The organism is Synechococcus sp. UW140 (genome assembly GCF_900474295.1).
Lineage (GTDB): Bacteria > Cyanobacteriota > Cyanobacteriia > PCC-6307 > Cyanobiaceae > Synechococcus_C.
The window spans coordinates 32,868-57,784 of the sequence record NZ_UCOB01000019.1; the positions used below are offsets into that span (position 1 = coordinate 32,868).

The following is a 24,917-nucleotide window of genomic DNA, read 5'->3' on the forward strand; positions in this document are numbered from 1 at the left end:
AAGGTTGATTGCTCAACTTAACACTCGACCGAAATCATCTTCCAATCGTTCGATGTCGCTTTCCTCCAGCAATGCACCGTGCTGCACCTCAATCAGCAGCAGTCCCTCTTGCCCGCCCTGCGCTCGGTGAATGGCGCCACAGGGGATGTGCAGTGTCATGCCAGGGGTCGCTGAGGTCCAGCGGCCATCGCACAACAGATCGCCGCTCCCTTCCGCCACTGTCCAGTTCTCGCTGCGATGGTGATGACGTTGCAGGCTCAGCCTCTGGCCTGCATTGAGCCAGAGTCGTTTGAGCTTGTAGCCGGAACCTTCCCGCAGTTCTTCGTACCACCCCCAGGGGCGGATCACCCGTTCATCTGCGCTGCTCACCGTCTCCCTGCGGGGTTTCAAGCATGGCGAGGTTGCTCTGATCCGGCCAGGTTTGTGCTGATTAACGGTGTGATCAGCAGCACCTGGGAACGGGCACGGGTCAGGCCGGTGTAGGCCAGACGGGGGTCTGGATACCGGGTTGGGGGGAGCAGCAGGGCCACCCGGCCGTACTGGCTGCCTTGGGATTTGTGCACGGTGAGGGCGAAGGCGGGTTCCGCTCCAGACAGCTGGGCCGGGTGAAGCAGGCGTCCTCCGGGCAGCAGCACAAGCGAGTGGTGATCCCTTTGCACCATCACACCGATATCACCATTGGCCAGTCCTTGCTCCGGTCTGTTGTGGCGATTGAGCACCGGCGTTCCTGCAGGCCAGTGTTGAACAGGCCTGCGGCTGTGCTCCCCCAGCAAGGCCCGGTGGATGGCCTCAACGCCCCAAGGGCCTTGTCTCACCGGACTGAGGGCGACCTCAGCCTCTAGCTGTCCAAGCAGGGCGGCTACATCGTCCGGATGGGGATCGTCCTTTTGCCAGCGCAGAGTCCTGGCCAGTGCTTTGAGGCACTCCTGTTGCTTCAGCAGCAGTTCCACCAGCATGGATGGCAGGGCCTGACTGGGGGCCTCCAGCCAGGTCACATTGTCGTTTGGCTTGAGACGGCTGAGGCATTTTCGGTCCAGGCCCGTCATCCCTTCACGTAGCTGTGAAGCGAGAACCGCGATCGCACCGTCATTGCGATAGGTGGTGCGCAGTTCCACCGCAGCCGGACCGAGTCGCTGAAGACGTTGAGGCTGGATCAGCTCCTGCAGCACAGCTCCGGGGCCAACAGGGGGGAGCTGATTGGCATCACCGACCAACAGCAACTGGCCGTGCGCAGGCATGGCATCCAGGAGTGCTCCCATCAGGGGCAGATCCACCATCGACAATTCATCCACCACCAGTAAGTCGAGGTCGAGAGGAGTCTGTTGATTGCGGCGGAACCGTCCCTCGCCCTGCGCTTCGAGCAGACGGTGCAAGGTGAAGCTGGTGAGCTGGGTCAAGGGCTTGGCCTGCTCAGGCTCCAGTCCCTCGCTACCCAAAGTCACGGCCTCGAGTAGGCGGGATGCTGCCTTGCCGGTCGGAGCCGACAGCTGAATGCGAAGGTCAGGGTTGCGTCGTAGGGCAGCCGCCAGCATCTGCACCACGGTGGAGGTCTTGCCGGTACCAGGGCCACCAGTGACCAGCACCAGCCGCCTTTGCAGCAACGTGATCACCGCGTCGCATTGGCAGCCGTCTAACCCTGCCTCTTCAGCCTGGATGCGGCACGTCTCCAGCAGCTCAGGTGGGGGTGGCTCGACCATTGGACACTCACCCAGCTCCAGCAGGCGTTGCAGGCAGCTGTCCAGGTCTTGATGCCAACGTCGCCAGCGCAGCCAATCGCCGTCGTGAACGATCGGCGCCTCAGGCTTGTCGTTGAGGGTCTGGCTCGAGACCAGCCAGCCACTGGCCTCTAATGCCTGAAGCATTCGGTTTGGCCATTGGTCAGCAGTGAGGCCATCGGGTGTTTCGCCCTTGAGATGGATCCCAAGCTCGCCTTGCTCCAAGGCATCGGTCAGCGCAAGGACCACGGCTTCCAGGACACTGACATCGGCTTCCATCGGTGGCAGGAGCCGCAGCAGAGCTTCGACCAAGCTGTTGCCGAGGCCGCTGGTCATGGTTGGCCCTCTTGCAACAGTGCATCCAAGGCCATCACCCTTTCGAGACTGGGTTGATCGACCAACACACCTGGGGTAGGTGCCTTGGCTGAGTGCCCGGGGTGGTTGATGGCGCCGGGTACACCCCTCAAGAACACATAGGCATAGCCACCCAGATGTTGCTCCGGTCTGTAGTCGTGCAGTCGCCATTTCAGGTAGCGATGCAGAGCGACCACATAGAGGTGAGCTTGCAATGGGTAGTGATTGTTAGCCATCAGGCGCACCATCGCCTCCTGTGAGTAGCTACTTGGCCCGCATTGACGCACCGTGCCCTGCTGATCACGTTGCCCGAGCCAGTTGCTCTTCCAATCGGCGACCCACCAACGCTCTTTGCATTGGAAGACCAAATCGATTGAGCCGGTGAGAAAGCCTCTGCTTGCGATCTCCAGCTGACTGAGTCTGTTGGCATAAGCGGTGTTGAACACGCCGCCGGGATGGTTTTGAAAAACCGTGGCCAGGCCACTGCTGCGCACCTGCCGCTTTGCCATAGTGTGGGCCAAGGGCAGATCGAAGTTCATCTCGTTGAGCCAGCTGCCCGCGGTTAGATCACCAAGGCGGCAGGACCCAAGCGGGCCTCCGAGAGGGCTTTGCACCAATTGGATGAGCCCTTTGATCAGTGGGTCTGCGAGCGCATCACTCAGTCCTGCGCGGGGCAGCTCCTGCTCCACCACGGTCCGGCATGGCCCCAGATCACCGCCTGCCAGTTGGCTGTAGTTGATCCGCTCCAAAATCCGATGCAGGGCCTCACCGGGGCCGGCGCCTCGAGGGAAGTCCGCCAGAGGCCCGAGCTCCTCCCAGGTGATTCCGTTTTCTGTTTTTTGATTGGAAAAATCGCCAGACGAATCGCCCGTTTCGGTTTGATCCAGGCCCAGAGCATCGGTGTCTCGGCCTTCCTCCTGCATGGCTGGCGGGATTGCCTTCTGAGAATGGGCCCAGGCGGAGTAGCTGGCTCGGCCCCAGCGGCTGTCAAGGCTGCGTGCTGGCACAGGGCTGATCGCCAGCTCTCCTTCCGGAGGGGGGGGCTGCCAGGGGTCTCCCTTTTCTGAGATCTCAAGGCTGAGACGAAGCAGAGGAAGCTCCCGTTCCCTGCTCCCGTCCACAAGCCAATTGCTGAGTGGGTTTCCTGCTTCCGCCAGGTCGGCGCCTGGCCAGCCCAGCACCAGAAGATGGCGTGCGCGGGTGCAGGCCACGTAGGCCAGGCGTTCAGCTTCAGCCGCTTGGGCCTGTTGATCCTGCTGGGAGGCAAGGCGGCCGCGGCCCCAGTGAGGGTTGAGGTGAAGGTCCATGTGGGGCTGCCCCCCTGGCTCCGGTGTCCATCGACGACCGATCATCCGGGTATCGGCCCTGATCGATTTGCTGCCCTTCCAGAGGTACGGACAAATCACGACGGGATACTCGAGACCTTTGCTGCGGTGCACCGTGACCACGGCGATCGCGGACTCTGCTGCATCGCTGCGACACAGATGTGCATCAGGGATTTCGCGATGCTCCTGCAGGCGCTGGCGTCGGAGCCAGTCGGCGGCCTGCTGAGCACCTAGGCCTTGACGGTGCATCTGTTCCTGCACCAGCTCGGCGGCCTGCTGAAGATCGGCGAGAACCCGGCCGCGTATGGAGAGCTGCGCCAGTCCTTCGCTGCCTTGCAGCTGAGCCAGAACCGCCGTTAGTCCCTGGCGTGGTAGACGTTCCGCTAGAAAGTTCAACTGGGCGGCGAGCTGATCCCAGCATCGTGTGTCAGCTGTTTGAATCTCCGCAGCTGACCAGCCCAACAGAGGAGAGGTCGCTAGCAGACGCTGACGGCCGTTATGCCCTGGTTGGGCGAGGGCATCAAGGAATCGCTGCAGGGCGTTGGCGCCGATGCTCTCGAACACGTCTCCTTTGCTGACTAAACGGCTCGGGATCTGACGGCGTTCCAGCGCTGCACGTAGGGCTTCGGCTTGGCTGTGCTGGCTTACCAGTAGGCAGAGATCCCCAGGCACCAGTGACCGAGAGCTTGCTCCGTCCGTCAGCTTGAGTTGCTGTTGCAGCAGCTGCTGGCAGAACGTCGCCACCATCTCTTCGAGCTGGGTTGGATCCAGATCAAGAAGTTGGAGAGGAGTCTCACCTTCCGGCAGCATGAGGCGTCCTGTGTCGGCCTTCGCTTGCACGGCAGGAACCGCAAGGCCTGTGCGTGGGAGCCCCGGCTCCATCAGGCCATTCAGGGCCTGCACAAGCCCTTCACTGGAACGGCGGTTTTCGTACAGCCCAAAGCAGTTTGCGGCCCGGTCAGCGGCCTGCCGATAGGTCGCCAGTTCCCCACCACGAAAGCGGTAGATCGCCTGCTTCGGATCGCCAACCATGACCAAAAGGTGTTGGGCAGGGTCGGCGGTGAAGGCCCGAGCCAGAATGCGCCACTGAATCGGATCGGTGTCTTGAAATTCATCGATCAGTGCAGCTCTATAGCGCTTTGCCACCGTTTGCAGCAGGGGGCCAGGTAAGCCATCTCCTGGGCCAGGATCAAGCTGTTCCAGCAGTTGCCCAAAGCTCATCTGGCCACTGCGTTCCCTGCGGCGCTTGAGCTCGCTGCGGCCCCAATGGCCAAAGTGGAGGAGGAGTGCTTCTGCCGGGCCATCCACCACGTCGGCGCAGGCCAAGAGCAGTGCCTTTTCCGGTAATGACACCCGGTCACCGTGAACCGGTGCTGCCATTTTCGTGAATGGCCCTGGATGGAAATACTTCTGCAGATCGCTCTGGGCAAGCAGATCGTCGTAGCCCGGTATCGTCTCCCCCAACGAGTTGATCCAGTCCTGGACTTTGTTCAGACGGTCAGATTTTGGCTTGAGGCGATAGGGGCTGTAGGGCGCACCAAGGCTCTTGAATTCAACCGCCGCCGTTGCGAATTCCTGCTCTAAAGATTCGGCTCTCTCCTGCCAGAGGGAGAGGAAGTTCATCCAGCGCTCGTTCCAAAGCTGGCTGAGCTGAGCGGGAAGGGGTTGCTCCGCTGACACCCCTTCCGGTAGGGGGTCGAGTTGCAAGCAAGGATCACTATCCAGGTTGCTGAGGATCCGGATCAGACCGTCTGGATCGACCCCCCGTTGCTGCAGACCTGCTAGCAACGTTTGAGGCAAGGGCAGAACTTGCTGGTGCCAGTAGTCGTGCACGAGTTGTTCACGCCGCTCCTGGCTTTGGCTCTCGAGGGCCACCGATGGGCCAAGGCCCGCTTCGAGGGCTTGACGCTGCAGTGTGCGCCTGCAGAAGCCATGGATGGTGGTGATGTCAGCACGATCGAGCCGCTCGAGGGCCAGCAGCAGATGGCCTTCAAGACTGCGCTGATCACTGCTCTTGCGAGTGTTCAGCCAGTCCTGCAGTGGACTGTCCGCGTCGCTGGAGTCGGCCCCCTGGAGAAGACGCAGGGCATCCTGAAGCCGACGGGTGATGCGGTCACGCAATTCCGCTGCTGCGGCTTCGGTGAAGGTGACGACCAGCAACTGCTCCACCTGCAGAGGTGTTTCCCCTTCGCTGAGCAGGCGCAGAACCAGGTGGGCCAGGGCGAAGGTTTTCCCTGTGCCTGCGCTGGCCTCAAGCAGTCGTAATCCGGGCTCCAGCGGAAATTGGTTGGCATCAAAGCGGGGGTGATTCAAGCTTTCACCTCCTGATGTCTCTCCAAGAGCGGCTGATGCAACGCCAAGGCCAAGGCCTGACGCTCATCGTTGAGAAGTTCGCTCAGGGGCAGATCAGACCCAAAGCACAGTTGTTGCACTGCCTCGAGGCGTTCTCCCTGAACTCTTGCGTTGCCTTCCCAGATGTCCCTGGCTTTGGTCCAGCCTTTGCCTTGCCCTTTGGCCTCGCCTGAGGCGAAGGCCCATCCCGTTTCCGGTGGGAGGGGCCAGCAATGCTCTCGGTGCTGCTTTCGCCAGCACTGCAATTGATCGATCAGCTTGTTGGCTTGATCGCGATCGGGGGGCGTGATTCGCTCGAGGATCCGGAAGCGATGTCCGTCACGCGCCACCAGTAGACCGGCGCGAAAGGGGCGGCCTGCTGCAGCGGCCAGAACTGCCCAGAGCCAAAGTTGCAGTCGTTGAGGGGTTCGGGGTCGGGCGGTGTGGACCAGCACGATTTGATCGCCGCGGAATGGCAGGGCGGCCTCCAGGGCGCCCACCTGCACCAAATCGGATCGCTCCTCACCCAGCGTTGTCAGGCATGACGCCAGGCTTTTCCAGCGTTGTGCCAACCGCGATGCTTCCAGGGTTCCGGCGGAGAAGGCTGGCAAGACTCCACGACCATGCTCGAGAGCCAGCCAGTCGGGGCTGTCGTTCTCGAGGGGGGTGTTTTCAGTGCTCAGCTCACGCCTTAGCAAGCTGGACCGTTGTGCTTCGTCCAGGGTGTGCGCCTCGAGATCGACCACGGGGTGATCGTGTTCCCTTGGTCGCAGGTCAATCTGCTCAAGCCACTGCTTCTGGGGGGCCTTGAGCCATGCCAGGAGATCCTCCCAGGGGGTGAGGGGGCTCGGTGTATCGCTGGGTTTCGGCGGAGCACTGCTTGCCAGGCCCGCGTGCAGATCAACGCCACCGCCTTCTAGATGCTGGCGCACCTGCAGCAGCCGCTGATCGCAGCTGGATGGGGGCCAAGCAGGAGAGTGCAGAAAATTGCTGCGTTCGAGAGCGTTGGCGGCGTGCTCCCGCACGGGCAAGTGCTCGAGCAGGTCCATCAATTGGCGCACTGGGGTGGAGGCCTCAAGGCGTTCACCCGTGCGCTCATCGCGACAGCTCCAGCTGATGAGCAGGTGTTGTCGGGCTGACAGAACTGCTTCCAGCAGCACATAGCGGTCCTGGTCGCTACTGCTGGGATCTCCGAGTAGGCGTTGCTGCTCCATCAGGTGAAAGCCTGGGCGCTGGCGCTGGCGAGGGAAGGCTCCTGCATCGAGCCCCATGAGCACTACCACCTTGTGGGGAATGGCCCGCATCGGCTCCAGAGCACTGATGGTGAGGGCGCCGGATCGATGGCCGAACCGACCACTGCCCTCGCTGAGGCGCTCACCGAGAATGTCGCCCACAACCGGAGCGGCCAGTTTCAGGCTGCTTTCTCCAGCGATCCCATGCCAATCCGTTAGGGCCGCATGGATGGTCTGTAGCTCCCAAGCCCAGTCGCCGCCATCGCCAAAGAGGAGGCTTAGATGCTCTTGAAGGCCTTTCACCCAGGTTTTAACTGATCGGCTGTTGCCCAACCATCGGAGGCTGCGCAGCAGTTGTCGCAGCAGGCTCAGCCAGCGACCTTGCTGCTCAAGGCTGCCTGGCAGCGCCATCGGGGCAGTGGAGGCAATGGCGAGCCCTGGACGATCGGGTAGCACCAATCCGAGCATCATCCGGTCGATGGCCCAGCTGAGGCTGTGGCTGGGATCGCCGCCACGATCATCCGCATCGATTCCCCATCGGAATCCTGCTCGCTGCAGGGCCTGGGTGATGGCTTCCGCATCTTCAGGTTCCAGCTGGTGCGCGGCGAGCAGTGGTGGGTTGGCTAGAAGTTCTTCCAGCTTGGATGCGGTGAGGCGTTCGCCCCCTAGTGCCAGCAGTTGCAGCAATCCCTGGGCGATGCCGGCGTCACTTTGCTGGCTGCGGTCGGTCAGTCTCCAGGGGAGATGCACACCCGTGGCCTCGCTGTCTCCGAAGACGGCACCGACCAACGGGGCGAGAGCCTCCACCTGCGGTGTCATCACCAGGATGTCTCTTGGCTCCAGGCTTTCGTCATGCGCCAGCAATTGCAGGATCTGATCACGGATCACTTGCAGCTGCCGTAGCCGACCTGGACAAGCATGGAACTGGAGCGATCGATCCTCCGCTTCCAGGCTCAATCCATTGGCTTCCGCGCCATCGATCAGTTGCTCCTGAAGCTGCTCCAGCAGGCTGGGTCGACGGTCGTTGTTCTCAGCAGCGCTGGCCGGACAAAAGAACAAGTCTTTCTCTCCCCATTCGCCTAGCTGGGTTTCGCCACTGCCCTCCAGCAATTGTTGAAACTCTGCCCCTAGCCGTCCGAAGCGAGCCTCCAGGCTGGGAACACTGAGTAGCCAATCCTCCGCTAGCGGTGCTTCGGCGAAGGCCACCTGCTGGCGTTGCCAGAGGTCCTTGCAGGGGGTGAGCAGATAGAGCTCAATCCTGCGCAAGGCCGAGATGGCTTGCAGCAGTTCCACCTGGACAGGCGCCAGGCTGCTGAGCCCAAAGAGACGCAGAGGAGGCTGTGGGGGAGCTTTAGGTCTCCACCCTTGCTGAAGGCGGCGGATCAGCTGCCGTGCTTTGAGCCCAAAGGGAAGGCACTTGAGCTCGTTGTGAAGTCGCCGCACCAGTTCCGGTTGCCACAGAACGCTCTCGGCCAATGCCTCACCGCGGCTTCCACCGTTCTTCCCCGCCAACCAGGCCTCGAGCATGGCCGGCCGGTAGAGGGTGTAGTCATCGATCGCATCGGCCATGGCTCGGGTCAGTTGCCATAGGGGTTGATCGAGGTTGTCGAGTCCTGCCGCATGCCGCTCCTGCAACCAGCGCTGCAAGGGTGCGCTGCTGGGATGCTGGAGCAGATCCGGTAGCAACTCGAGCAGTGGCCAGACCAGGTTTTGTGCTCTCCAGGGATCGGGGCCGGTGGCGGCCTGGTCGGGCTCGAGTAACTGGTCCACGAGTTGCCGTAACAAGCCAGTTGGGAATGGAAAGCGCAAGTTGGCGCAGATGCCCGCTGGGTTGGCCAGGGCAAGCTGTTCGCCCAGCCATCGGCTGGTAGGCCAGGTGTTAACCCCCACTTGGGCCTGCTCAAGAATGGCCGGCGGATCCAAGCTGAAGTTGGCCGCCAGCACTGAGGCCAGCAGTTCCGATCGGTTGCTACGGAAGACAGTCAGCAAGGGCCGCTGCTGACGAGAACGGGCTTGATCTGCTCTGCTTCCGTTTGGGTCGCGTCTGCTGCGGTCGATCCCGTCAGGTTGCTGAGACCGTTCACCTGAACGACAGCCTCTGTTTCAGGGCAGAAGGCGGTCAGCTGTCCGCCGTAGACCGCACCGGTGTCGATGATCACGATCTGCCCTTGATAGCGCACATCATCACCAGGGGTATGGGCCACCACTACCCGGCCGAAACGTCCGTCATAGGTTCGCCAAAACGGTTCACGGATTTCCAGATCAGGTTGACCATCTTGATCGAAGCCGGCGTGGGTGGCGACCCAGCCATCGCCTTGGAACACCACTGGCAGGGTGCGTAGCCGTGCGATCCACTGTTTGGTGTTGCACGGATTGGTCTTGCACGGAGTGTCGTCCTCCTCTCCCTCCAAACGAGCGGCTTGCGCGTTGATCAGTCGTTGTTCATGGTTTCCACGCAGCCAAGTGGCCCTACCGCTGCTGACCAGCCCCCAAACCCTCTCAGCTGTGGTCTGAATCTCGGGCCCTCGCCCAACGACATCACCGCAGAAAATCAGATGATCACAAGGCGGTAGGAGCTCCAGCAAAGCGTCTAGGGCCAAGAGGCAGCCGTGAACGTCCCCGATCACCCAATGGCGTGTGCTGGTTTCAGACACCTGGACGGTGGAGTGCATGGATTCATTCTGATGGCCTTGGCGGCCACTAGGACTGACGAGAGTTAGAAAATCCCGAGAAATTTCTTGCGTTGCGAGGGCTCAGGTCGATCGATGTTCTGTTGATAACGAGGCTTACGGTCGCCCACCGTGAGCAGAGGGTCGTTGTTGCGAAACCAGATCCAGTCACGGATCGGTGGGGTTTCAAGTAGGTCACGCCGGGTCAACCTGAGGCCAAGTTTGGCTGCGGCTCCAAGCAGAACGTCCACCATCTCATCACCGTTGCGGCAACGGGCAAGCGCTTCGTTGGTGCGCTTGGCTCCATCCAGCGCTTTCACCAGCAGGGCGATTTGCTGAGGCACAGGGAGTTGGTTGGCTGGCATCACTCCACTCCCTTTGCAGATGGCAACCGTGCTAATCGATCGCTTGCGGTCTGATCGATCAGCATGGGTCCTTTTTATCGAACGTTGATGAGCAGGGCCGTTGCTCAAGCTTCGGCGAGTGCATCGGGGATTGTGGTGGAGGGTGCCTCGAAGCGCCCCTCGGCAACGAACTCCAAACGCAGCTTCATGAAGGTGATAAAGCGGGGATCGGTCGACACCACAGCGGCTGAGGGTGTTGGAACCTTGGCGGCAATGCTTGAGAGCTCAGCAGCCTGAAGGAATGCCGGGTGCCGCACCAGCCAGAAATCAATGTCTTTGCCCTGCTCGGCATAGTTCCGTCTGCGCTCCTTCAGCACTTCTTCTAGGGGCTCTTCTTGCGTGAGGAAGCGTTCGCTGGCGGCAACGAAGTGATAGGTGGTCATCAGTTCAGACGTCCGAACAGGGGGTCACGGCGTGGATTCTCTATCAGACGCCGCATCTCGCTCACCGCGTTCTGCAGACCGACTGCCAGAGCCCTGGTCACGATCGTATGGCCAATGTTGAGCTCCTCCATCCCCTCGATGGCGGCAATCGGCTCCACGTTTTGATAGGTGAGTCCATGGCCTGCATTCACCCGGAGGCCAAGGGCCCTGGCGTGGGCAGTGGCTTGCGTCAGTCGTGTCAGCTCCACGGCTTGCTGATCCCAGCGCGCCTCTGCATAGGCTCCCGTGTGCAGTTCGACCCAGCGCGCCCCGGTGGCCTGGCTTGCTTTGAGTTGCTCCGGATCTGGATCCACGAACAGGCTCACGGGAATGGAGGCTGCCTGCAGCGTCCCGACCATGGAGCTCAGGGCTTCCAGTTGGGCTGAGACATTGAGGCCTCCTTCGGTAGTCACCTCCTCACGGCGCTCTGGCACCAGAGTGACCATGTCGGGCTTGATGCGAAGGGCAATCGCCTCCATTTCTGGTGTGGACGCCATCTCCAGATTGAGGCGGCTGCGCACCGTCTGGCGCAGCAACTCAACATCTCGGTCCTGAATATGACGCCGGTCTTCTCGCAGGTGCACGGTGATGCCATCGGCCCCGCCAAGTTCGGCCAAGAGGGCCATCGGCACGGGGTCGGGCTCCACCGTTCGCCTCGCTTGGCGAACATTGGCAATGTGATCAATGTTGACGCCGAGGCTGGCCACAGTGCTCTCTCTGACCGCCCGACTCTATGCAGCTCCTGATGGGGCGCGGGCCGAAGGATCAACTGCCCCTGTGACGGCAAGAAAACGGCACGACACGACCTAGCTTTTTGCCGTGATGAACGGATGAGCCTTCGCGGTGAACTCGAGCCTGGCGACTCGCGAACAAGCTCTGAGCTCGGGGATTGACCCTTTTTGGGCACCGATGGCGATGGTGCTCACTCAGGACTTTGCTCTGAAGAGTTACTTCCGTGAGCGGGTTGTGCTTGGTGCTGATCGTCTTCCCGTGGATGGCCCGGTGCTGTTGGCTCCGACCCATCGGGCCCGATGGGATGCTCTGATGCTGCCCATGGCGGCGGGTCGGAGGGTGACCGGTAGGGACTGTCGCTTCATGGTGACCGGTACTGAGATGGTCGGTTTGCAGGGGTGGTTTTTGCATCGCCTTGGCTGCTTTGCCGTTGATCAGGGCCGTCCGTCGATGACCACCCTCCGCTATGCCATTGACCTCCTCTCTGCTGGTGAGCAGCTGGTTGTGTTTCCAGAGGGAAGGATCAACCGCACTGATGAGCCCATACGGCTGCAGCAGGGGCTGGCCCGCCTTTCTCAACTCGCGACCCGTCAAGGTGTGCCTGTTCAGGTGGTGCCTGTTGGCTTGGCCTACAGCGAGGCCCGTCCCCGCCCTTGTGGTCGTGCGGCGGTCTGCTTCGGTGAATCCCTCACCACGGAGACCAGCGGTCGAGAGGCGACACGGATTTTCAATCAGCTGCTAACCGAGCGGATGCAATCAGCTGAACAAGCGGCCCGTGCTGCCGTAGGCCGTCCTCTGATATCCCCTTAGAGTCCGCCCACTGTTGTGGTCTGTTCATGCGTTTCCGCCGTTCGCTGACTGCCCTTGCTGTGGCTGCTGGTCTGGTGGTTGCTCCCACCGTCGCCTTCGCCCAGGCCGATCAGCAGGCCTCGGATGGGGTCTCCAAAGTGCTTGCCTCAGAAGGTGCTGGTTTTAATACCGCTGCGGTTCAGTCGTTGCTTAACCGTGGTGATGCTGCCGTCGCGGCAGGCAATCTCGCCGAAGCTCGCAAGGACTACGACAATGCCCGTGCAGCAGCCAAGCAGCTGCTTGCGTTCTATCGCGATCTGAGCGGAGCCTTCCGTGGCCTCGATGCCCGCATCCCGCGTGAGATGGACTCCAAGGGACGTGCAGCGCTCGGGCTTCTTGCCCAGGCCAATCTGCGTCTTGCCGCTTTGTTCCGCCGCCAGAATCAGCCAGAGGTTGCCGTGCCTGTTCTGGTTGAAGTTGTGCGTCTGATGACCCCTTCCCAGCCAGAAGGCCAGAAGGCTTATCAGAGCCTTCTGGAGCTCGGATTCGTTGAGACTCCCTTCGCTGCCGCCAAGGCTGGTGGCAACTGAGGCGATCATCGACTTGAGCGATCTGCCAACATCACTGTCCAGACAGTCCCGTTGACCATGGTTCAACCTGATGCAGTGGCCGCGGCGATTCGCCAGGCTCTGCCTGACGCCAATGTGGAGATTGAAGACCTCACTGGTGGTGGAGATCACCTTCAGGTGAGTGTCGTCTCCTCAGGATTCAATGGACTGTCTCGGATCAAGCAACACCAGTTGGTGTATGGCGCCTTGCGAGACCATCTCGCCAGTGAGGCGATCCATGCTCTTGCCCTCAACACCTCCACTCCTGACTGACACTGAGGCTTTGAAGTCGTGCTCACGCGCGCATGACGAGCTCCTTGTCACCGTCGCCCTCGAAACGAGCCAAAACACCCGTCTCCCCGCCTGCGCCCACCATGGATAGCCAGACCAAATCACGCATCGAAGAGCTGATTCAATCCACGCCGATCTTTGTGTTTATGAAGGGCAATAAGTTGATGCCTCAGTGCGGCTTCTCCAACAATGTTGTGCAGATCCTCAATTCCTTGGGGATGAGTTTCGAAACCTTCGATGTCCTCTCGGATATGGAAATCCGCCAGGGCATCAAGGAATTCTCTGAATGGCCCACCATCCCTCAGGTGTATGTGAATGGTGAATTCATCGGTGGGTCCGACATCCTGATCGAGATGTACAACTCCGGAGAGCTCAAGGAGAAGCTGGAGATTGCCCTCGCAAGCTGAGGGTTGTCTTGATTCATTGTGACCCCTTCGCCTTTGTGGAGGGGTCACTGGGCTGGACGTTTGCCGTGTCATTCCGGACTAGAAAGCTCTCAACGGTCTGGACATAGGCGATGTGCTGGTCGATGTAGGTCTTATGGCCTGCATCTGGCAAGACGACCGTTTTGGCGAGTGGCCCGATCCTTCGTTTTGCCTGCTCCATGGTCTGAGGAGTGGCGGTGTCGTGTTCGCCGCAGATCAATAGCGTCAACGCCTTGATTTCCCTGAGTCGAGGGAAAAAATCAAGGTTGCCCAGCATGCCGGCATGAGCGAATTCACTGGGCCCCCACATCTGTTCGTAGAGCTTTTTGTTGCTGCGTTCTTGTTCCCTTGCAAGCGCACGAGGCGCTGGGTTGCGGCGGCAGAAGTGGCGCCGATTGAACGCTTCCTCAAGGGCAGCGCCCTTGAGGCCCTGGTTGCTTAGATCCTTGAGCAGGGTGTTGCAGTCCTCAATCCAGCGCAGAGTGGACAGGAGTGGTGAGGACAGCACCAGTGCTTTCACCCGTTCTGGATGGTTGAGACAGAACTGGGTGATCACGCTGCCTCCCCAGGAATGGCCGAGCAGCTGAGCGGTTTCGATTGCTAGCGCATCCATCAGTCGCAGAGGCTCCTCCGCAAATCGTTCCAGCGTCATCTGTTCGCGGCTGAGTTCTGCCGGAGACCCATGCGACCCCAGCTGGTCATAAAAGATCACCGGTCGCTGGTCTGCGAGCCCGTTGAGCGCGTCGTAGAGCCCGATGCTGCTTCCACCAGGACCACCATGGGTGACGATCAGAGGTGTGCGTTGTGCGGCCTGCTCAGCGTGAGGTTGATAGAGGCGATATTGAATGCGTCCTCCGGGCACATCCACCAGCGAGACCGACTCGAGCGAGTGACGGTTGAATCGGATGCTGTCCGTGATTCGGATGCTGTTCGTGATGACGTCAGCCCAGTTCTGGTTGACGGAAGAGGGTGCCTACATCGCCATTGGGCCCAATAAAACTGGAAGGATCGAGGATCCAGCGATCGATCAGAGTTTCAAGCTTGGCCAATTCGCGAGGGTCGAGCTCTTCGCAGCGCCGAAGAGCATGCAGGTAACCGTCTGCGTAAAGGCGGAGTTCAGATGGGCTGTGGTAGCGATGGGTCAGTTCCTGACAAGCATCACAGAGCGACTGAAAGTGTCGGATCGCCTGTGGATGTTGCAGGGATGTCATGACCTTTGTGAGGACGGCAGCCTCTGTTACCAGCGTGCCATTGAATTGGGATTAGCGTAATGGCGCTCCGTCAACTGATGTGACCTCCTCTTCTCGCGATCTGATCCCCGTTGGCGCTACTGAGTCTCCGGAGTATGCGCCGGTGTCGGCTGCAGATCTCCCCAAGGAGCCTTCTCGGGTCCTGATTGTGGAACCTCATCCCACCCTGCGCACGGTCTTGGTGCAGCGCTTACGCCAGGACGGATATCTCACGGCTGCTGTGGCGACTGCTGAGGAAGCCGTGGAGGTCTGTCAAGAACAGTCTCCTGATCTTCTAGTCAGTGCAGAGTTGCTGGAACGCAGTTCAGCACTGCGCCTTGGTCAGCATTTGCGCTGCCCCGTGATCGTTCTCACCGCTCGCAGCGGCGCCGAACCGGTCGTCGGCCTGTTGGACGAGGGCGCCGACGATGTCCTGCGTAAGCCCTTTGGTTTGGAAGAGCTGGCAGCGCGCTGTCGCACCTTGCTCAAGCGAGGTCGTTCGGGTCTGCAGGAACGCGTCACCGTGGGCCCCCTGGAAGTTCACCTCTTGTTGCGTCAAGTCACCTTGCGTGAGAAGCCGGTAGAGCTCAGTCCCCGCGAATTCGCCTTGCTCTGCGCCTTGCTGATGCCTCCAGGTGTGGTTCGCAGCCGTCAGGACTTGCTTCGTATGGCCTGGCCTCCGTTCAGTGGTGGCCCCCGCTCGGTGGACACCCAAGTGCTCACTCTGCGTCGCAAGCTTGAGCAGGCCGGACTGGGCAATGGCGGTGGAATCACCACCGTTCGACAACAGGGTTACCGCTTCAGCCTGGACCACCTGGCTGCATGACTGCCCAACCCTGCTGAATCGCCAGGAACGTTGTCGTTTCGCTGGCGAGCATCAAGACCGCGAGGGTGGCGAGCAAGCGATAGGTCCATGGCGGAGTCAGCCCTTTGATCTCTGAGGTGCTGATTCCGCTATGCCGCTCCACCATGGCCAGGAACTCGGGAAAATCACTCAGGCGCTGGGGCAGCAACTGGTGCCTGAGGTCATTGGTCGTGAAGTAATAAACCCGCCCCCCTTGGCTGGTGGTGATGGGGACGAGTCCGCTGATCTCATCCCACGCCAGGCTCCAGCTCCGACGAAAGAGCCAACCGCACCAACTGGGATATCCCACCCGTAGGCCCGAGTCCGAGACGTCAACGTGTTCGGACAGCAGCGCCCAGATCAAGACCAGCCCTGCCAGGTCTGCCAGAACCAGCCAAGGCATGAGCGCCGATGGCGCGAATGCTGGCAGCGGCAGAACCAAGGCCAGATACACCGCAAGCAGTGTGAAGCGCACTAAGGAGGACAGCTGAAATCGCCGCAAGGAGTTCTTATCGAGCGCCAAGACGTTCTAGATACCTTCAGCCATTGTGTGAGCCCACCCTCAGCTGCTGGTCGCAGCATGCGCTCCATCGGATCAGGGGATTTCGCGTGATCCCAAGCCACCTTTCTACAAGCTTGAAAAGCCCAGGTGTATTGCTCGTCTGGGCTGAGGTGTTGATCCACTCAGGCAGGCAGAGCCCATTGATTCAGTCCGAGGTCTGCCCCGATGCGGTGGCTACAGGCGTAGCCGCTAAAGGCAACGGCATTCAGTCCCTGGCCTGGGAAACATGAATCGCCCACGCAGTACAGATCAGGGAGCCCCGTGCGGTTAAAAGGCATCGGTAGCAGCCCTGGTAGGCGGCTGGCAGGGATTGGCCCATAGCTTCCTCCCATCCGGCCAAGGAAGCGGCGGTGGGTTCGTGGTGTTCCGATCTCCTTCACGTCGATGGCCTTGCTAAGGCCGGGCAACAGGGATTCCAGCCGTTCAATCAGCCGATCGGCATCCGCCTGTTTCTTGGCGGCGTACTCGCTTGGCCCTAAGCCTTTCCAGTGGCGCATATCGCTCATCGTGAAGGTGTGCACGATGTGGCATCCCGTTGGTGCGAGGGAGGGGTCGAGCAGCGTGGGGATCGACACAAAGATCACCCCTTGTTCAGCCTCCATGGCACGCCAGTCTTCCAAGAGCAGATGATGGCAGTGGAATCCCTTGGGAATCACCTCCGCTTTCACCCCTAGGTGCAGGGATAGAAATGAGCTCGAAGGCTGGTATCGGCGTCTCCATGTGGCCTCCGCTGAAGGGGTGTGGATTTCATCCACAAGAGTTGTTGAGGGTGACCCCTCGCCCGCGAAGGTGTCCCAGCGGGTGGCGTTGCTGACGATCCGCCGGGCATAGAGCTCGTCACCGTCAGCCAAACGCACGCCTGTGGCTCTGCCGTTTTCAACGATCACCTTGGTGACGCGCGTGCTGTAGCGAATCGAGCCGCCATGGGCCTCAAGCCCAGTGACCAGTTTTTCGGCGATCACACCGACCCCACCTTTGGGATAGTTGATGCCGCCTGCGTGGCGATCTGAAAACACCATCCCTGCATTGATCATCGGGGTGCGATCCGCCGGCATCACTGACCAGCAGAAGCACTCCATATCAATCAGGCGGAGAAGATCCCGATCGCGGATATGGCGGCGTGCCACATCCCCCACATTGAAGGGCAGCCAGCGCGCAAGGCCAAGGCAGGCAAGCGGTGCTCGAAAGAACACCTTGGCTAGGTAGGCAGGGTCCTCCAGGGACAGAAGGGGCATGGCATCCAGGCAGCGGAACACCTGCCAACAGGTGTCGTAAAACGCTTGAATCCCTTTCGCTTCATGGGGAAAGCGGGCGCTCATGCGGTGGATGAAGTCGCCGTAATCGCGATCCACGGCCATGGTCAGGCCGTTGGGGAGGTGGTATTCGAGCTGTACAGCGTCTGGCACGGTCTCACAGGTTTGCCCTACATCTGCAAGGGCACGGGTTAGCAAGTTGGTGTGACCCTTCTCCCCGAACCCGAAGATCATCGAGGCGCCCACGTCGAAGGTGTATCCCTTCCTTTTGAAGCTGCCACCGGAACCGCCAGGGATCAAATACCTTTCCAGCACAAGGGTCTTGGCCCCTTTTGCGGCCAACTGGGAGGCGGTGACCAAGCCACCGATCCCGGAGCCGATCACGATCACATCCCAGGCGGGCTTGGTCACTGTTGGCCAGTTCGTCCGCCGAGAACCCTAGGCGTTGCTAGCGCTGATCAGCGCTAGCAGCTTCGTTCGCATTGTTGATGCAGCCAATCGGCCTGATTCAGCCAGCCGGGAACGGTGGTGTGGCCGTCAGGATGACCTCTGAGCGCACCGGGATTGCCATCAGCTGCCGGCAGCGCTCCTCAATGCGCAGCCGAATCAGGTCGATCGCTGCCCCATCCATCGGTTGACTTGGATTGAGATACACAACCACGAAGGCTGTGCGCCCCACCTGCATCACCGTGAGATCCAACAGCCAGCAGGAGAGGCCAGAGAGAAGATCTTCCAGGGCGGCGCGCGTGGAGCGGATCGTGTCGCTTTCAGCCGAAGCGCCGGCGGCTTGGTTCAGGGCGGTGAGGAAGGCCTGAAGCGGTTCTCGCAGCACCACCCCACTCACCACGAGCACCAAGAGTGAGTCGGTGATGGGAGTGATTACAGCTAGCGCCGTGCCCTGCAGCAGAGGTGTGCTGAGCAGGGCCATGCCCGTGAGCCCACTGATGAGGCCATCCACCTTGGCGGCACGGGCTTCTGTGATCAACAGCTGAGATTGCTCTCCGGTGCGACGCCAATCGCGGTGATGGCACCAGGCGAGCCCCCAGCAGATCACCACCATTGCGATTGAGTAAAGCGCCACCGGGCCGAGACTCACCGCTGGGATCTGCTGGCCCTTGGCGTAATCGATCACCGTGCCCAGCCCTGCGGCGGCGGCAAATGTGAGCACGCCGATCAGCACTAGGGATCGAAACAGGACGTAGAGAGCTTCTTGACCGTCGTAGCCATAGGGGTAGGCCCGATCCGGCGGGCGCACCACATTGCTGCTGATACGTGCGGCGACGAGGCCTGATCCCACCATCACCGCGGAATAGAGCCCGTCTAGCAGCAGCGCATAGGAGCCTGAGAGCACATGCACCCATAACCCTCCGACGGCCATCACTGCACTGGCCACCACGCCGATGCGCAAAGAACGCTGTTCGATCAGGCGATGGCGGCGTCTGCGTGAGGCCTCGTCATCTGCTGCCATGAATGGCCTCGTCATGTTCTCTTCTGGTAGCAGTGGGGATCAGACCGCTGCCGTTTTCGCCGTTGCCAAGGCTCGGCGATCGCTAGTGATGCGTAATCTGCTGTGCTTTATGCGGTCGATTTGTTTGAACTATTCCATGGCGGTGCTTGATGATTTCAGGGCTATTTACGTCCCTATCCTGTCTCGACGGATGCCGTAATTCGTGCATAGATCCCTGCGCCAATGACTCGATGCTCTTGTTGATGAGGGGTCGTTTTGATGTTGTCTGGTTTTTGGTAAATCCAGATTTTAGTTGCGTATTTTCTGGGCTAGAGATTGGGTGAATGTGTTGGGGGAGGGATTGTTGAAGTGTTGTGATGCCGCTGACTGCCATTTCTGTTCAGATAGCTACTTTAGTCAAGCTCGAGGCTGTCATTCGCTCTTCTTAAGGCCCCAAGACAAGGTCGAATTCGAGTATGAGATTGGCTGCGCCAGGGTTTTTAAGGTCGAGAAGACAACCAGCACTTCGAATGGATCGGTATCCAACGAGTTCATGCTCATGCCACTAACTGTGGCCATTGATGGCATAGGAAGGCAGGGCTCCTCTTTTTGATTGGACCGAAAGGACTGGCGGTCAGTTGCTCTTGGCATGTGTTTGTTTCGCTGATGCTTTGAGGTCTTCTATTTGCCTTGGCCATAGTGCTTTTGCGTGATTGCCACAGCTTGTACGGAGCTCTTCGTATCCCGACTCATCCAGGCACAACCATGGATCGCTAGGTCTGTGTCGGAAGGCCCGAATGTCGGGTGATCAGCACAGCACCGTCAAACTTGCAATTGTGTCGTGGAGGGTGCCAAGGCCTGATCCTCGTTGTTGGCAACAGGAGGTGTTTTTGGATCAAAAACCGTTTGTTCCATGTTTTGTGGTGTTGCCCTCTTAACGGCTTCATGGCCACCGTTCTTCTGGGGAGCCCTCGTTTGGCACTGTCGAGCCCCGACCGTCCTGATCGCTGAGTCGTTGGGGGGGGGGAAGGCTTCAGCATCTTTGCCCAGAACCGGCAAACTGAGTCGCAACCTTGTCAGGATTTCTGGCATGTCGACGGTGACCCGACTCACGCGCCTGGCCTTGGGCCTTGTGATCGGATCCGCATCGTTGTCCATCACGTCGGCGCAGGCGCAGATCGCTCAGGAATCGTCTGGCGTGGAGCGTTTGGAACGCAGTTGGAGCGACCTGGATCAACAACTCCGTGCTCTTGATGCGCTGATTCCTTCTGATCCCGAACGTGCGCCTGCTCGCTACACACCTGCCCCAGCGCTGCCTCAAACCCTTCTGCAACCGAATCGAGCGGCCGAGGGGCCTCTCCCCCCAAGCTCTACTGCCGCACCGGCTCCGCTCAGTTTGCCCAGCGCCCAAGAGTTGCAGGCAGGAGAGGTGCAAGGCCTCACTCTGTTGGATGCCTTGGGCCTTGGCTTTGCGAATAACCCTGCACTGCTGGCCCAACGGGAGCGCGTTGCCGCAGCCCTTGATGCATTGCAGGCAGCATTAGGGACCTACTGGCCGAGGATCAGCGCCGTCGCCTCAGGCAACACCGGTCAGATCAGTTCCAACAACGTTGCTTCGGTCGGGAATGCAGATCTCGGCAATAGTCCCTTGTTTGCTCCAAAACCAAAAGGAGCCTTCTTTGTGCCCACTGGCGGGTGGGCTTATCTGGACCAATCGACGACGCGTGGTTCAGCAGGTCTCCAGCTCGACTACCCCCTGCTCGACTTTGCTCGAACGCCCAAGGTGCAGGCGGCAAGAGCTGTGCTGGAACGCGAACGCCAGCGCTACGCCAACCAACTGAGACAGCTGCAGCTCAAGATCAGTGAGGCCTACTACCAGTTACAGCAGGCCGATCAAAACGTCCGCATCCAGGATTCTGCGGTGCGGAATGACCTGCTGATCTTGCAGGACTCGATGGATCTGAATCTGGCCGGTTTGGTTCCCCGCTTGGATGTCCTGCGCCGGAGCGCCATCGAAGCCAGTGATCAGGAAGCACTGATTCAGGCTCTCGCTGATCGGGCGATTGCCCGGCGGCGTTTGGCTGTGGTCCTCAATCTTGCGGCTGAGATCACTCCCGCTGCCAGTGATCCAATCGCTGTGATGCCGCAGTGGCCCCTTGATCTGGAAGCCAGCCTGTTGGCGGCCTATCGAGGTAACCCGGAATTGGAAGCGATCCTGGCGACCCGAATGGCGTTGGCGCGGCAAAAAGACGCCACAGCAGCCGAACTCCTGCCGCGCTTGTCTCTGTTTGCTGGCGGTGGGAGCTACGGCCAAAACGTGAATCAGTTCAACCTCGCGGTCAGCAGTAATGGCGGTTGTTGTGGCGGGACGGTCATCCCCACTCTCAACACCAGCGGTTACGACTGGTCCTTTGGGCTCAGTTTGCGTTGGTTGTTATTTGACGCTGGTACCACCAGCGGTGAGGCTCGCGCCCTGCAGCGCCAAATCAATGCTGCCAGTCAGGACTATGCAGCTCGTCGTAATGCGATCCGCCTGAGGCTTGAAGCCGCCTTTTTTACCCATGAGGCGAGCCTGGCCAAATTGGTGTCTGCACGCCGCGGACTGGCTGCAGCTTTGGAGGCATTTCGCGATTCGCGGCTTCGCTATCAAACTGGTCTCTCCAGCGAAGTCGATCTATCCATCACCCAGGAACGCTTGATCCGCAGCCTGGAACAACGCTTGAACGCAACCGTGAGTGTCAACATCTCCTATGCCCAGCTACTGCGAGAGCTGCTGCCTGTTCCACGTGACCCAGCGGCTGCGATCGCACCGAACTTGCGCTGGGACGCTCCCCAACCTGCGGCGGCTTCGCCTGCCATGGAACAGCCCTAAAGGCAGAGCTCTTAGAGGCAAAGACTCAACTAGCAGCTGCAACCGGTTGCAGCTGCTCAGTCTCTGCCATCCTCTGGGCTAGGTCGGCAAGAGCACGGTCGCGGTAGGCGCCGTAGCGTTGGCGCTTGTCTCGGATGCGTTCGGGCAGGGCTGGCAGCAGACCAAAGTTCGGAGGCATCGGTTGGAATTTGCCGGATGGGGCTTCGCTGATGAAGTGGGTGAGGGCTCCGATCATGCAGGTGGGAGGCAGGTTGATGGGCGCCTTCCCCTGGCACAGACGAGCGGCATTGGTGCCAGCCAGCCAGCCCCCGGCTACGGCCGCTGCATACCCCTCGGTGCCTGTGATCTGTCCTGCGGCGAAGAGAGAATCGCGGCGGCGGAACTGCAGGGTCGGCTCGAGTAGCTCCGGTGCCTCAAGAAAGGTGTTGCGGTGCATCACCCCAAATCGCACAAAATCAGCCTGTTCTAGGCCAGGAATCATGCGCAGAACTCGTTTCTGTTCACCCCATTTGAGGTTGGTCTGGAAGCCCACCAGGTTCCAGAGTCGGCCGTCCTTGTCTTCCTGTCGGAGTTGCACCACTGCATAGGCCCGTTTGGCACGGCGCACATCCCGATCGTTGACATCTCCCCAGCGGGGGTCCCAGAGGCCAATGGGTTTGAGCGGTCCGTAGCGCATCGTGTCTTCACCGCGGCGGGCTAGTTCCTCGATCGGGAGGCAGCCCTCAAAGAATGTGGCGCTGTCTTTTTCGAAATCTTTGAGCTCCGCCTGTTCTGCTCCCAGCAGCGCCTCGCGGAAGGCGAGGTACTGCTCTTGAGTCATTGGACAGTTGATGTAGTCGGCGTCGCCTTTGTCGTAGCGACTGGCCCGGAAGGCCTTGGCCATGTCAATGCTTTCTCCATCCACGATCGGACTGGCGGCATCGAAGAAATGACAGTCGTCCCGCCCAGTGAAGCTCCTCAGGTCTTCTGCGAGGGTTTCGCTTGTCAGAGGACCAGTGGCCAGAACGGTGATCTGACCCTGTTCCGGCAGGGCCAGTTGCTCGCGGCGTTCAATCTTCACCAGCGGGTGTTGGTCGAGCGCTGCAGTGAGGGCTGCGCTGTAGCGGCCTCTGTCGACGGCCAGAGCGCCGCCGGCGGGTACGGCGTGTTGATCTGCCGTGCGGATTACGAGGGAGCCAAGTCGTCGCAGCTCTTCTTGCAAAAGGCCGGCAGCTCGATCACTGCTGAGCGCCCCAAAGCTGTTGCTGCAGACCAGTTCAGCAAATTCACTGCTGTGGTGAGCGGGAGACCGCTTCACCGGACGCATTTCGATCAATCGAACAGGAACACCTGCGGCAGCCACTTGCCATGCCGCTTCGGTACCGGCGAGGCCAGCACCGATCACAACGACGGTTGATCCTGTGCTCAAGAGGGTTGAGGCGCTCGCTGACTCTCAACCTTACGGATCAGGGGTTTAGGCGCGGCTGCGCTTGAGCATCAGTTGCAGCTGCCCGACAGCGGCACGACCGACGTTGAAACCAGCCCAGCTCAGTGCCAGAAGAATTGGGGATGCCACGAGGACGAGCCGGAGGTCCATGGGTCTATCAGAAAAGCCCAATGATCTTAATGACTGCTTCGCCTTCTTTGCGCTGCTGTGGACAGCTCGTTTGGTTTTGCAGCATTTCGGCCGCTGTGTCTTGGGCCTCGGGAGGGATCAGGTGCTGCCCAGGCTTGCGGCGTGCTGAAGGGCCAGATCGGAGTAAGAGCGGGCATGCTCCACTTGCTTCAGCATGGTGTCCTCGCTCAGTTCCCGCTTGTCCTTGGCAGGGATTCCGGCCACCAGCATGCCTGGCGAGACATCTTTGGTGACGACGGACCCTGCGGCGACGAGGGCACCTTCTCCAACGGTGACGCCGTTGAGCACCACGGCTCCGATGCCAATCAGGCAGCCATCCTTCAACGTTGCACCATGCACCACAGCACGGTGGCCAATGGTGACATGGTCGCCAATCACAACGGGTTCTCCAGGATCTCCGTGCAGAACTGCCCCGTCCTGCACGTTGCTGCCTTCGCCGATGCTGATGCTGGCGAGATCGGCCCTGGCCACGGCCATCGGCCACAGACTGCTGCCAGCATCCATGCGTACATCACCGATCACCACTGCAGTGGGCGCCACCCAGGCCTTTGGATCGATCTGGGGCTCGGGCCAGGGACTACTGGTGGAATGCGTCATCTCAGGGGTGGCAAGAGCAATCGCAAAGCCTGATTAGGCTCTCAGGGAAACGGATCTCTTGGACGAGGGTGGCGCCGGGTGATACCTTCTCATGGTGCCTGAATGGCACTCCAGTTCCAGGGCAACACGCCACGGTTCCGGAAGGGTCGCTAGCTCAGCGGTAGAGCATCCGGCTTTTAACCGGCTGGTCCTGAGTTCGAATCTCAGGCGACCCATTCTTTGAGCCCCCCTCCTGCGAGGGGGTTTTTTAGTGCCTGACTGCGGGGTTCGGAATCGAATAGGAGGAGCATGGCCTGTTCGAGTCCAGACACAAGACCGTCCGAAACCCTAGTTATGGACAGAAAGGTGGGACAAGTCCCACCTCATTCTCGGTAACCTAAAGAGGAAATCGGGCCCAAAATGGCCTCCAGGAAGAGCCCATTCGAAAAGGCCAACGGCATGCTTTCCGGGGCTGGCTGTCGGTGGCGGATTAGGGCCACCGCGAAGTCGCGCTTCTATTACGTGCGCGGCACCCGCTGAGTTGATCGAGTCAGGACACGAGCAGCGCGAAATTTCCGCAAGGATGAGCCGGGCGACCTCGAGCGTCTGACCAATTCCCTGGTGGTATAAGACACGCTAGTTATTACTTGGCTTCTGGTCTGCTAGTTACCCTTGAGGCGCCAGATCCCTTTGCCTGAATGGCTTCTGCGCCTTATGTTTGGCATATTTAGAGGCAGATTGTAGCCCTTGAATTCGTTCAGATTCTTATATGTGATTATAAAATGGTTTTCCAGGGACCAAGGGTTCAGGCTTGAGGTCGCCAGGTTTATCTACTGTCCAGGTTCGTCGATGGGGGCAGTTGCAAATGCCGGCGGCTTTGAACCCTCCACCTCCAATGCGTAATTTCTAGATCGTTCAGGCAGGCCCTTTTTGGATATGTAGCGACCTGTGGATTCCAAGCTTCTCTGAGGTCATTGATGCTGGCTTTTGTTGTCAGCGTCCTGTGGTGGTGTTGTTTTTCTCCTGCTTGATGAGTTCGTATCGGCGGCAATGGAGCTAACCCTGAAATAACGAAGCTTGTTGGCAGACGGTATCCATTAACAACTGCTTTTACGCTGCAGTTGGAGTGGAGGACAGCGATGCCAACTCTTGAGCAGTTCCGCCAGCTGCGGGCTGGTGTGCCGCTTGAAACTCAAAGTGAGCTGATCACGCTCATGAGCCA

22 protein-coding genes and 1 tRNA gene are annotated in these 24,917 nt (G+C 60.1%); 7 read left to right on the top strand and 16 right to left on the bottom strand.

The features are described from left to right. Window positions 1-12: 12 nt before the first annotated feature. From DXY10_RS07250 to DXY10_RS07285, 8 genes are all read right to left on the bottom strand, one after another. Window positions 13-390 carry a phosphomannose isomerase type II C-terminal cupin domain gene (locus DXY10_RS07250; RefSeq protein WP_115017879.1) on the bottom strand — a complete coding sequence of 126 codons (378 nt, stop codon included), beginning with the start codon at window positions 388-390 and terminating at the stop codon, window positions 13-15. Then, a complete protein-coding gene (locus DXY10_RS07255; RefSeq protein WP_115017882.1) occupies window positions 387-2,051 on the bottom strand; it encodes an ATP-dependent RecD-like DNA helicase in 1,665 nt (554 codons plus the stop codon). Before DXY10_RS07255 ends, DXY10_RS07250 begins: the two co-directional genes overlap by 4 nt. After that, the gene (locus DXY10_RS07260; protein WP_115017885.1) at window positions 2,048-5,707 is read right to left on the bottom strand and encodes a UvrD-helicase domain-containing protein; all 3,660 of its coding nucleotides are present in this window, start codon (window positions 5,705-5,707) and stop codon (window positions 2,048-2,050) included. The genes DXY10_RS07255 and DXY10_RS07260 overlap by 4 nt, the downstream gene beginning before the upstream one ends. Then, on the bottom strand, window positions 5,704-8,946 hold the full coding sequence (locus DXY10_RS07265; RefSeq protein WP_115017889.1) for an exodeoxyribonuclease V subunit gamma: 3,243 nt from the start codon (window positions 8,944-8,946) through the stop codon (window positions 5,704-5,706). The genes DXY10_RS07260 and DXY10_RS07265 overlap by 4 nt, the downstream gene beginning before the upstream one ends. After that, window positions 8,940-9,629, bottom strand: a complete 690-nt coding sequence (locus DXY10_RS07270) for a metallophosphoesterase (protein ID WP_170955738.1) — start codon at window positions 9,627-9,629, stop codon at window positions 8,940-8,942. The genes DXY10_RS07265 and DXY10_RS07270 overlap by 7 nt, the downstream gene beginning before the upstream one ends. Window positions 9,630-9,673: 44 nt before the next feature. Then, on the bottom strand, window positions 9,674-9,991 hold the full coding sequence (locus DXY10_RS07275; RefSeq protein WP_115017958.1) for a hypothetical protein: 318 nt from the start codon (window positions 9,989-9,991) through the stop codon (window positions 9,674-9,676). Between the two features lie 104 nt (window positions 9,992-10,095). Further along, window positions 10,096-10,413: an MgPME-cyclase complex family protein gene (locus tag DXY10_RS07280; RefSeq protein WP_115017891.1), complete on the bottom strand. Its 318-nt coding sequence runs from the start codon at window positions 10,411-10,413 to the stop codon at window positions 10,096-10,098. Beyond that, complete coding sequence (locus DXY10_RS07285; protein ID WP_115017894.1) at window positions 10,413-11,159, bottom strand: pyridoxine 5'-phosphate synthase; 747 nt, start codon at window positions 11,157-11,159, stop codon at window positions 10,413-10,415. The genes DXY10_RS07280 and DXY10_RS07285 overlap by 1 nt, the downstream gene beginning before the upstream one ends. Window positions 11,160-11,295: 136 nt before the next feature. Here DXY10_RS07285 and DXY10_RS07290 point away from each other — a divergent pair, with 136 nt between their 5' ends. The 4 genes from DXY10_RS07290 (at window position 11,296) to grxD (ending at window position 13,279) form a co-directional block, all read left to right on the top strand. After that, complete coding sequence (locus DXY10_RS07290; RefSeq protein ID WP_170955739.1) at window positions 11,296-11,994, top strand: 1-acyl-sn-glycerol-3-phosphate acyltransferase; 699 nt, start codon at window positions 11,296-11,298, stop codon at window positions 11,992-11,994. A 26-nt stretch (window positions 11,995-12,020) separates the two neighbouring features. Next, window positions 12,021-12,563 (top strand): hypothetical protein, encoded by a 543-nt coding sequence (locus tag DXY10_RS07295; protein ID WP_115017897.1) that lies wholly within the window; start codon window positions 12,021-12,023, stop codon window positions 12,561-12,563. A gap of 57 nt (window positions 12,564-12,620) precedes the next feature. Continuing rightward, on the top strand, window positions 12,621-12,854 hold the full coding sequence (locus DXY10_RS07300) for a BolA family protein (protein ID WP_115017900.1): 234 nt from the start codon (window positions 12,621-12,623) through the stop codon (window positions 12,852-12,854). Window positions 12,855-12,955: 101 nt separating this feature from the next. Continuing rightward, window positions 12,956-13,279, top strand: coding sequence for a Grx4 family monothiol glutaredoxin (gene grxD / locus DXY10_RS07305; protein WP_115017901.1), 324 nt, complete (start codon window positions 12,956-12,958; stop codon window positions 13,277-13,279). A 13-nt stretch (window positions 13,280-13,292) separates the two neighbouring features. On the opposite strand, the gene DXY10_RS07310 is transcribed toward grxD, so the two are convergent. Together DXY10_RS07310 and DXY10_RS07315 are read right to left on the bottom strand one after the other, a co-directional pair. Continuing rightward, window positions 13,293-14,165 carry an alpha/beta fold hydrolase gene (locus DXY10_RS07310; RefSeq protein WP_170955740.1) on the bottom strand — a complete coding sequence of 291 codons (873 nt, stop codon included), beginning with the start codon at window positions 14,163-14,165 and terminating at the stop codon, window positions 13,293-13,295. A gap of 73 nt (window positions 14,166-14,238) precedes the next feature. After that, on the bottom strand, window positions 14,239-14,508 hold the full coding sequence (locus DXY10_RS07315; RefSeq protein ID WP_115017906.1) for a DUF6761 family protein: 270 nt from the start codon (window positions 14,506-14,508) through the stop codon (window positions 14,239-14,241). Between the two features lie 100 nt (window positions 14,509-14,608). Between DXY10_RS07315 and DXY10_RS07320 the strand changes: the two genes are divergently transcribed. Beyond that, entirely contained in the window at window positions 14,609-15,352 is a 744-nt protein-coding gene (locus tag DXY10_RS07320; protein WP_371411132.1) for a response regulator transcription factor, read from the top strand. On the opposite strand, the gene DXY10_RS07325 is transcribed toward DXY10_RS07320, so the two are convergent. The 3 genes from DXY10_RS07325 to DXY10_RS07335 form a co-directional block, all read right to left on the bottom strand. Beyond that, a complete protein-coding gene (locus DXY10_RS07325; RefSeq protein WP_115017912.1) occupies window positions 15,327-15,893 on the bottom strand; it encodes a hypothetical protein in 567 nt (188 codons plus the stop codon). The genes DXY10_RS07320 and DXY10_RS07325 overlap by 26 nt on opposite strands. 161 nt (window positions 15,894-16,054) lie before the next feature. Next, window positions 16,055-17,596 carry a carotenoid isomerase gene (gene crtH, locus DXY10_RS07330; protein WP_115017915.1) on the bottom strand — a complete coding sequence of 514 codons (1,542 nt, stop codon included), beginning with the start codon at window positions 17,594-17,596 and terminating at the stop codon, window positions 16,055-16,057. Between the two features lie 97 nt (window positions 17,597-17,693). After that, window positions 17,694-18,653, bottom strand: a complete 960-nt coding sequence (locus tag DXY10_RS07335) for a cation transporter (RefSeq protein WP_115017918.1) — start codon at window positions 18,651-18,653, stop codon at window positions 17,694-17,696. A 1,069-nt stretch (window positions 18,654-19,722) separates the two neighbouring features. On the opposite strand from DXY10_RS07335, the gene DXY10_RS07350 reads away from it, so the two are divergent. After that, entirely contained in the window at window positions 19,723-21,504 is a 1,782-nt protein-coding gene (locus tag DXY10_RS07350; RefSeq protein WP_115017926.1) for a TolC family protein, read from the top strand. A gap of 25 nt (window positions 21,505-21,529) precedes the next feature. Here DXY10_RS07350 and trmFO read toward each other — a convergent pair whose 3' ends face one another. The 3 genes from trmFO to DXY10_RS07365 form a co-directional block, all read right to left on the bottom strand. Beyond that, window positions 21,530-22,912 (bottom strand): FADH(2)-oxidizing methylenetetrahydrofolate--tRNA-(uracil(54)-C(5))-methyltransferase TrmFO, encoded by a 1,383-nt coding sequence (gene trmFO / locus DXY10_RS07355; RefSeq protein ID WP_115017929.1) that lies wholly within the window; start codon window positions 22,910-22,912, stop codon window positions 21,530-21,532. 45 nt (window positions 22,913-22,957) lie between these two features. After that, the gene (locus tag DXY10_RS07360) at window positions 22,958-23,080 is read right to left on the bottom strand and encodes a photosystem II protein Y (protein ID WP_115017932.1); all 123 of its coding nucleotides are present in this window, start codon (window positions 23,078-23,080) and stop codon (window positions 22,958-22,960) included. 117 nt (window positions 23,081-23,197) lie between these two features. Then, window positions 23,198-23,716, bottom strand: a complete 519-nt coding sequence (locus DXY10_RS07365; protein ID WP_115017934.1) for a gamma carbonic anhydrase family protein — start codon at window positions 23,714-23,716, stop codon at window positions 23,198-23,200. 143 nt (window positions 23,717-23,859) lie between these two features. Between DXY10_RS07365 and DXY10_RS07370 the strand changes: the two genes are divergently transcribed. Then, window positions 23,860-23,931 (top strand) — tRNA-Lys (locus DXY10_RS07370). Window positions 23,932-24,917: the final 986 nt, after the last annotated feature.

Excerpts from the sequence above, each read along its gene's own strand:
- DXY10_RS07255 (WP_115017882.1), bottom strand. The coding sequence starts at position 2,051 with ATGACCAGCGGCCTCGGCAACAGCTTGGTCGAAGCTCTGCTGCGGCTC.
- DXY10_RS07270 (WP_170955738.1), bottom strand. The coding sequence starts at position 9,629 with ATGCACTCCACCGTCCAGGTGTCTGAAACCAGCACACGCCATTGGGTG.
- DXY10_RS07275 (WP_115017958.1), bottom strand. The coding sequence starts at position 9,991 with ATGCCAGCCAACCAACTCCCTGTGCCTCAGCAAATCGCCCTGCTGGTG.
- DXY10_RS07280 (WP_115017891.1), bottom strand. The coding sequence starts at position 10,413 with ATGACCACCTATCACTTCGTTGCCGCCAGCGAACGCTTCCTCACGCAA.
- DXY10_RS07295 (WP_115017897.1), top strand. The coding sequence starts at position 12,021 with ATGCGTTTCCGCCGTTCGCTGACTGCCCTTGCTGTGGCTGCTGGTCTG.
- DXY10_RS07300 (WP_115017900.1), top strand. The coding sequence starts at position 12,621 with ATGGTTCAACCTGATGCAGTGGCCGCGGCGATTCGCCAGGCTCTGCCT.
- grxD (WP_115017901.1), top strand. The coding sequence starts at position 12,956 with ATGGATAGCCAGACCAAATCACGCATCGAAGAGCTGATTCAATCCACG.
- DXY10_RS07315 (WP_115017906.1), bottom strand. The coding sequence starts at position 14,508 with ATGACATCCCTGCAACATCCACAGGCGATCCGACACTTTCAGTCGCTC.
- DXY10_RS07335 (WP_115017918.1), bottom strand. The coding sequence starts at position 18,653 with ATGGCAGCAGATGACGAGGCCTCACGCAGACGCCGCCATCGCCTGATC.
- DXY10_RS07350 (WP_115017926.1), top strand. The coding sequence starts at position 19,723 with ATGTCGACGGTGACCCGACTCACGCGCCTGGCCTTGGGCCTTGTGATC.
- DXY10_RS07360 (WP_115017932.1), bottom strand. The coding sequence starts at position 23,080 with ATGGACCTCCGGCTCGTCCTCGTGGCATCCCCAATTCTTCTGGCACTG.
- DXY10_RS07365 (WP_115017934.1), bottom strand. The coding sequence starts at position 23,716 with ATGACGCATTCCACCAGTAGTCCCTGGCCCGAGCCCCAGATCGATCCA.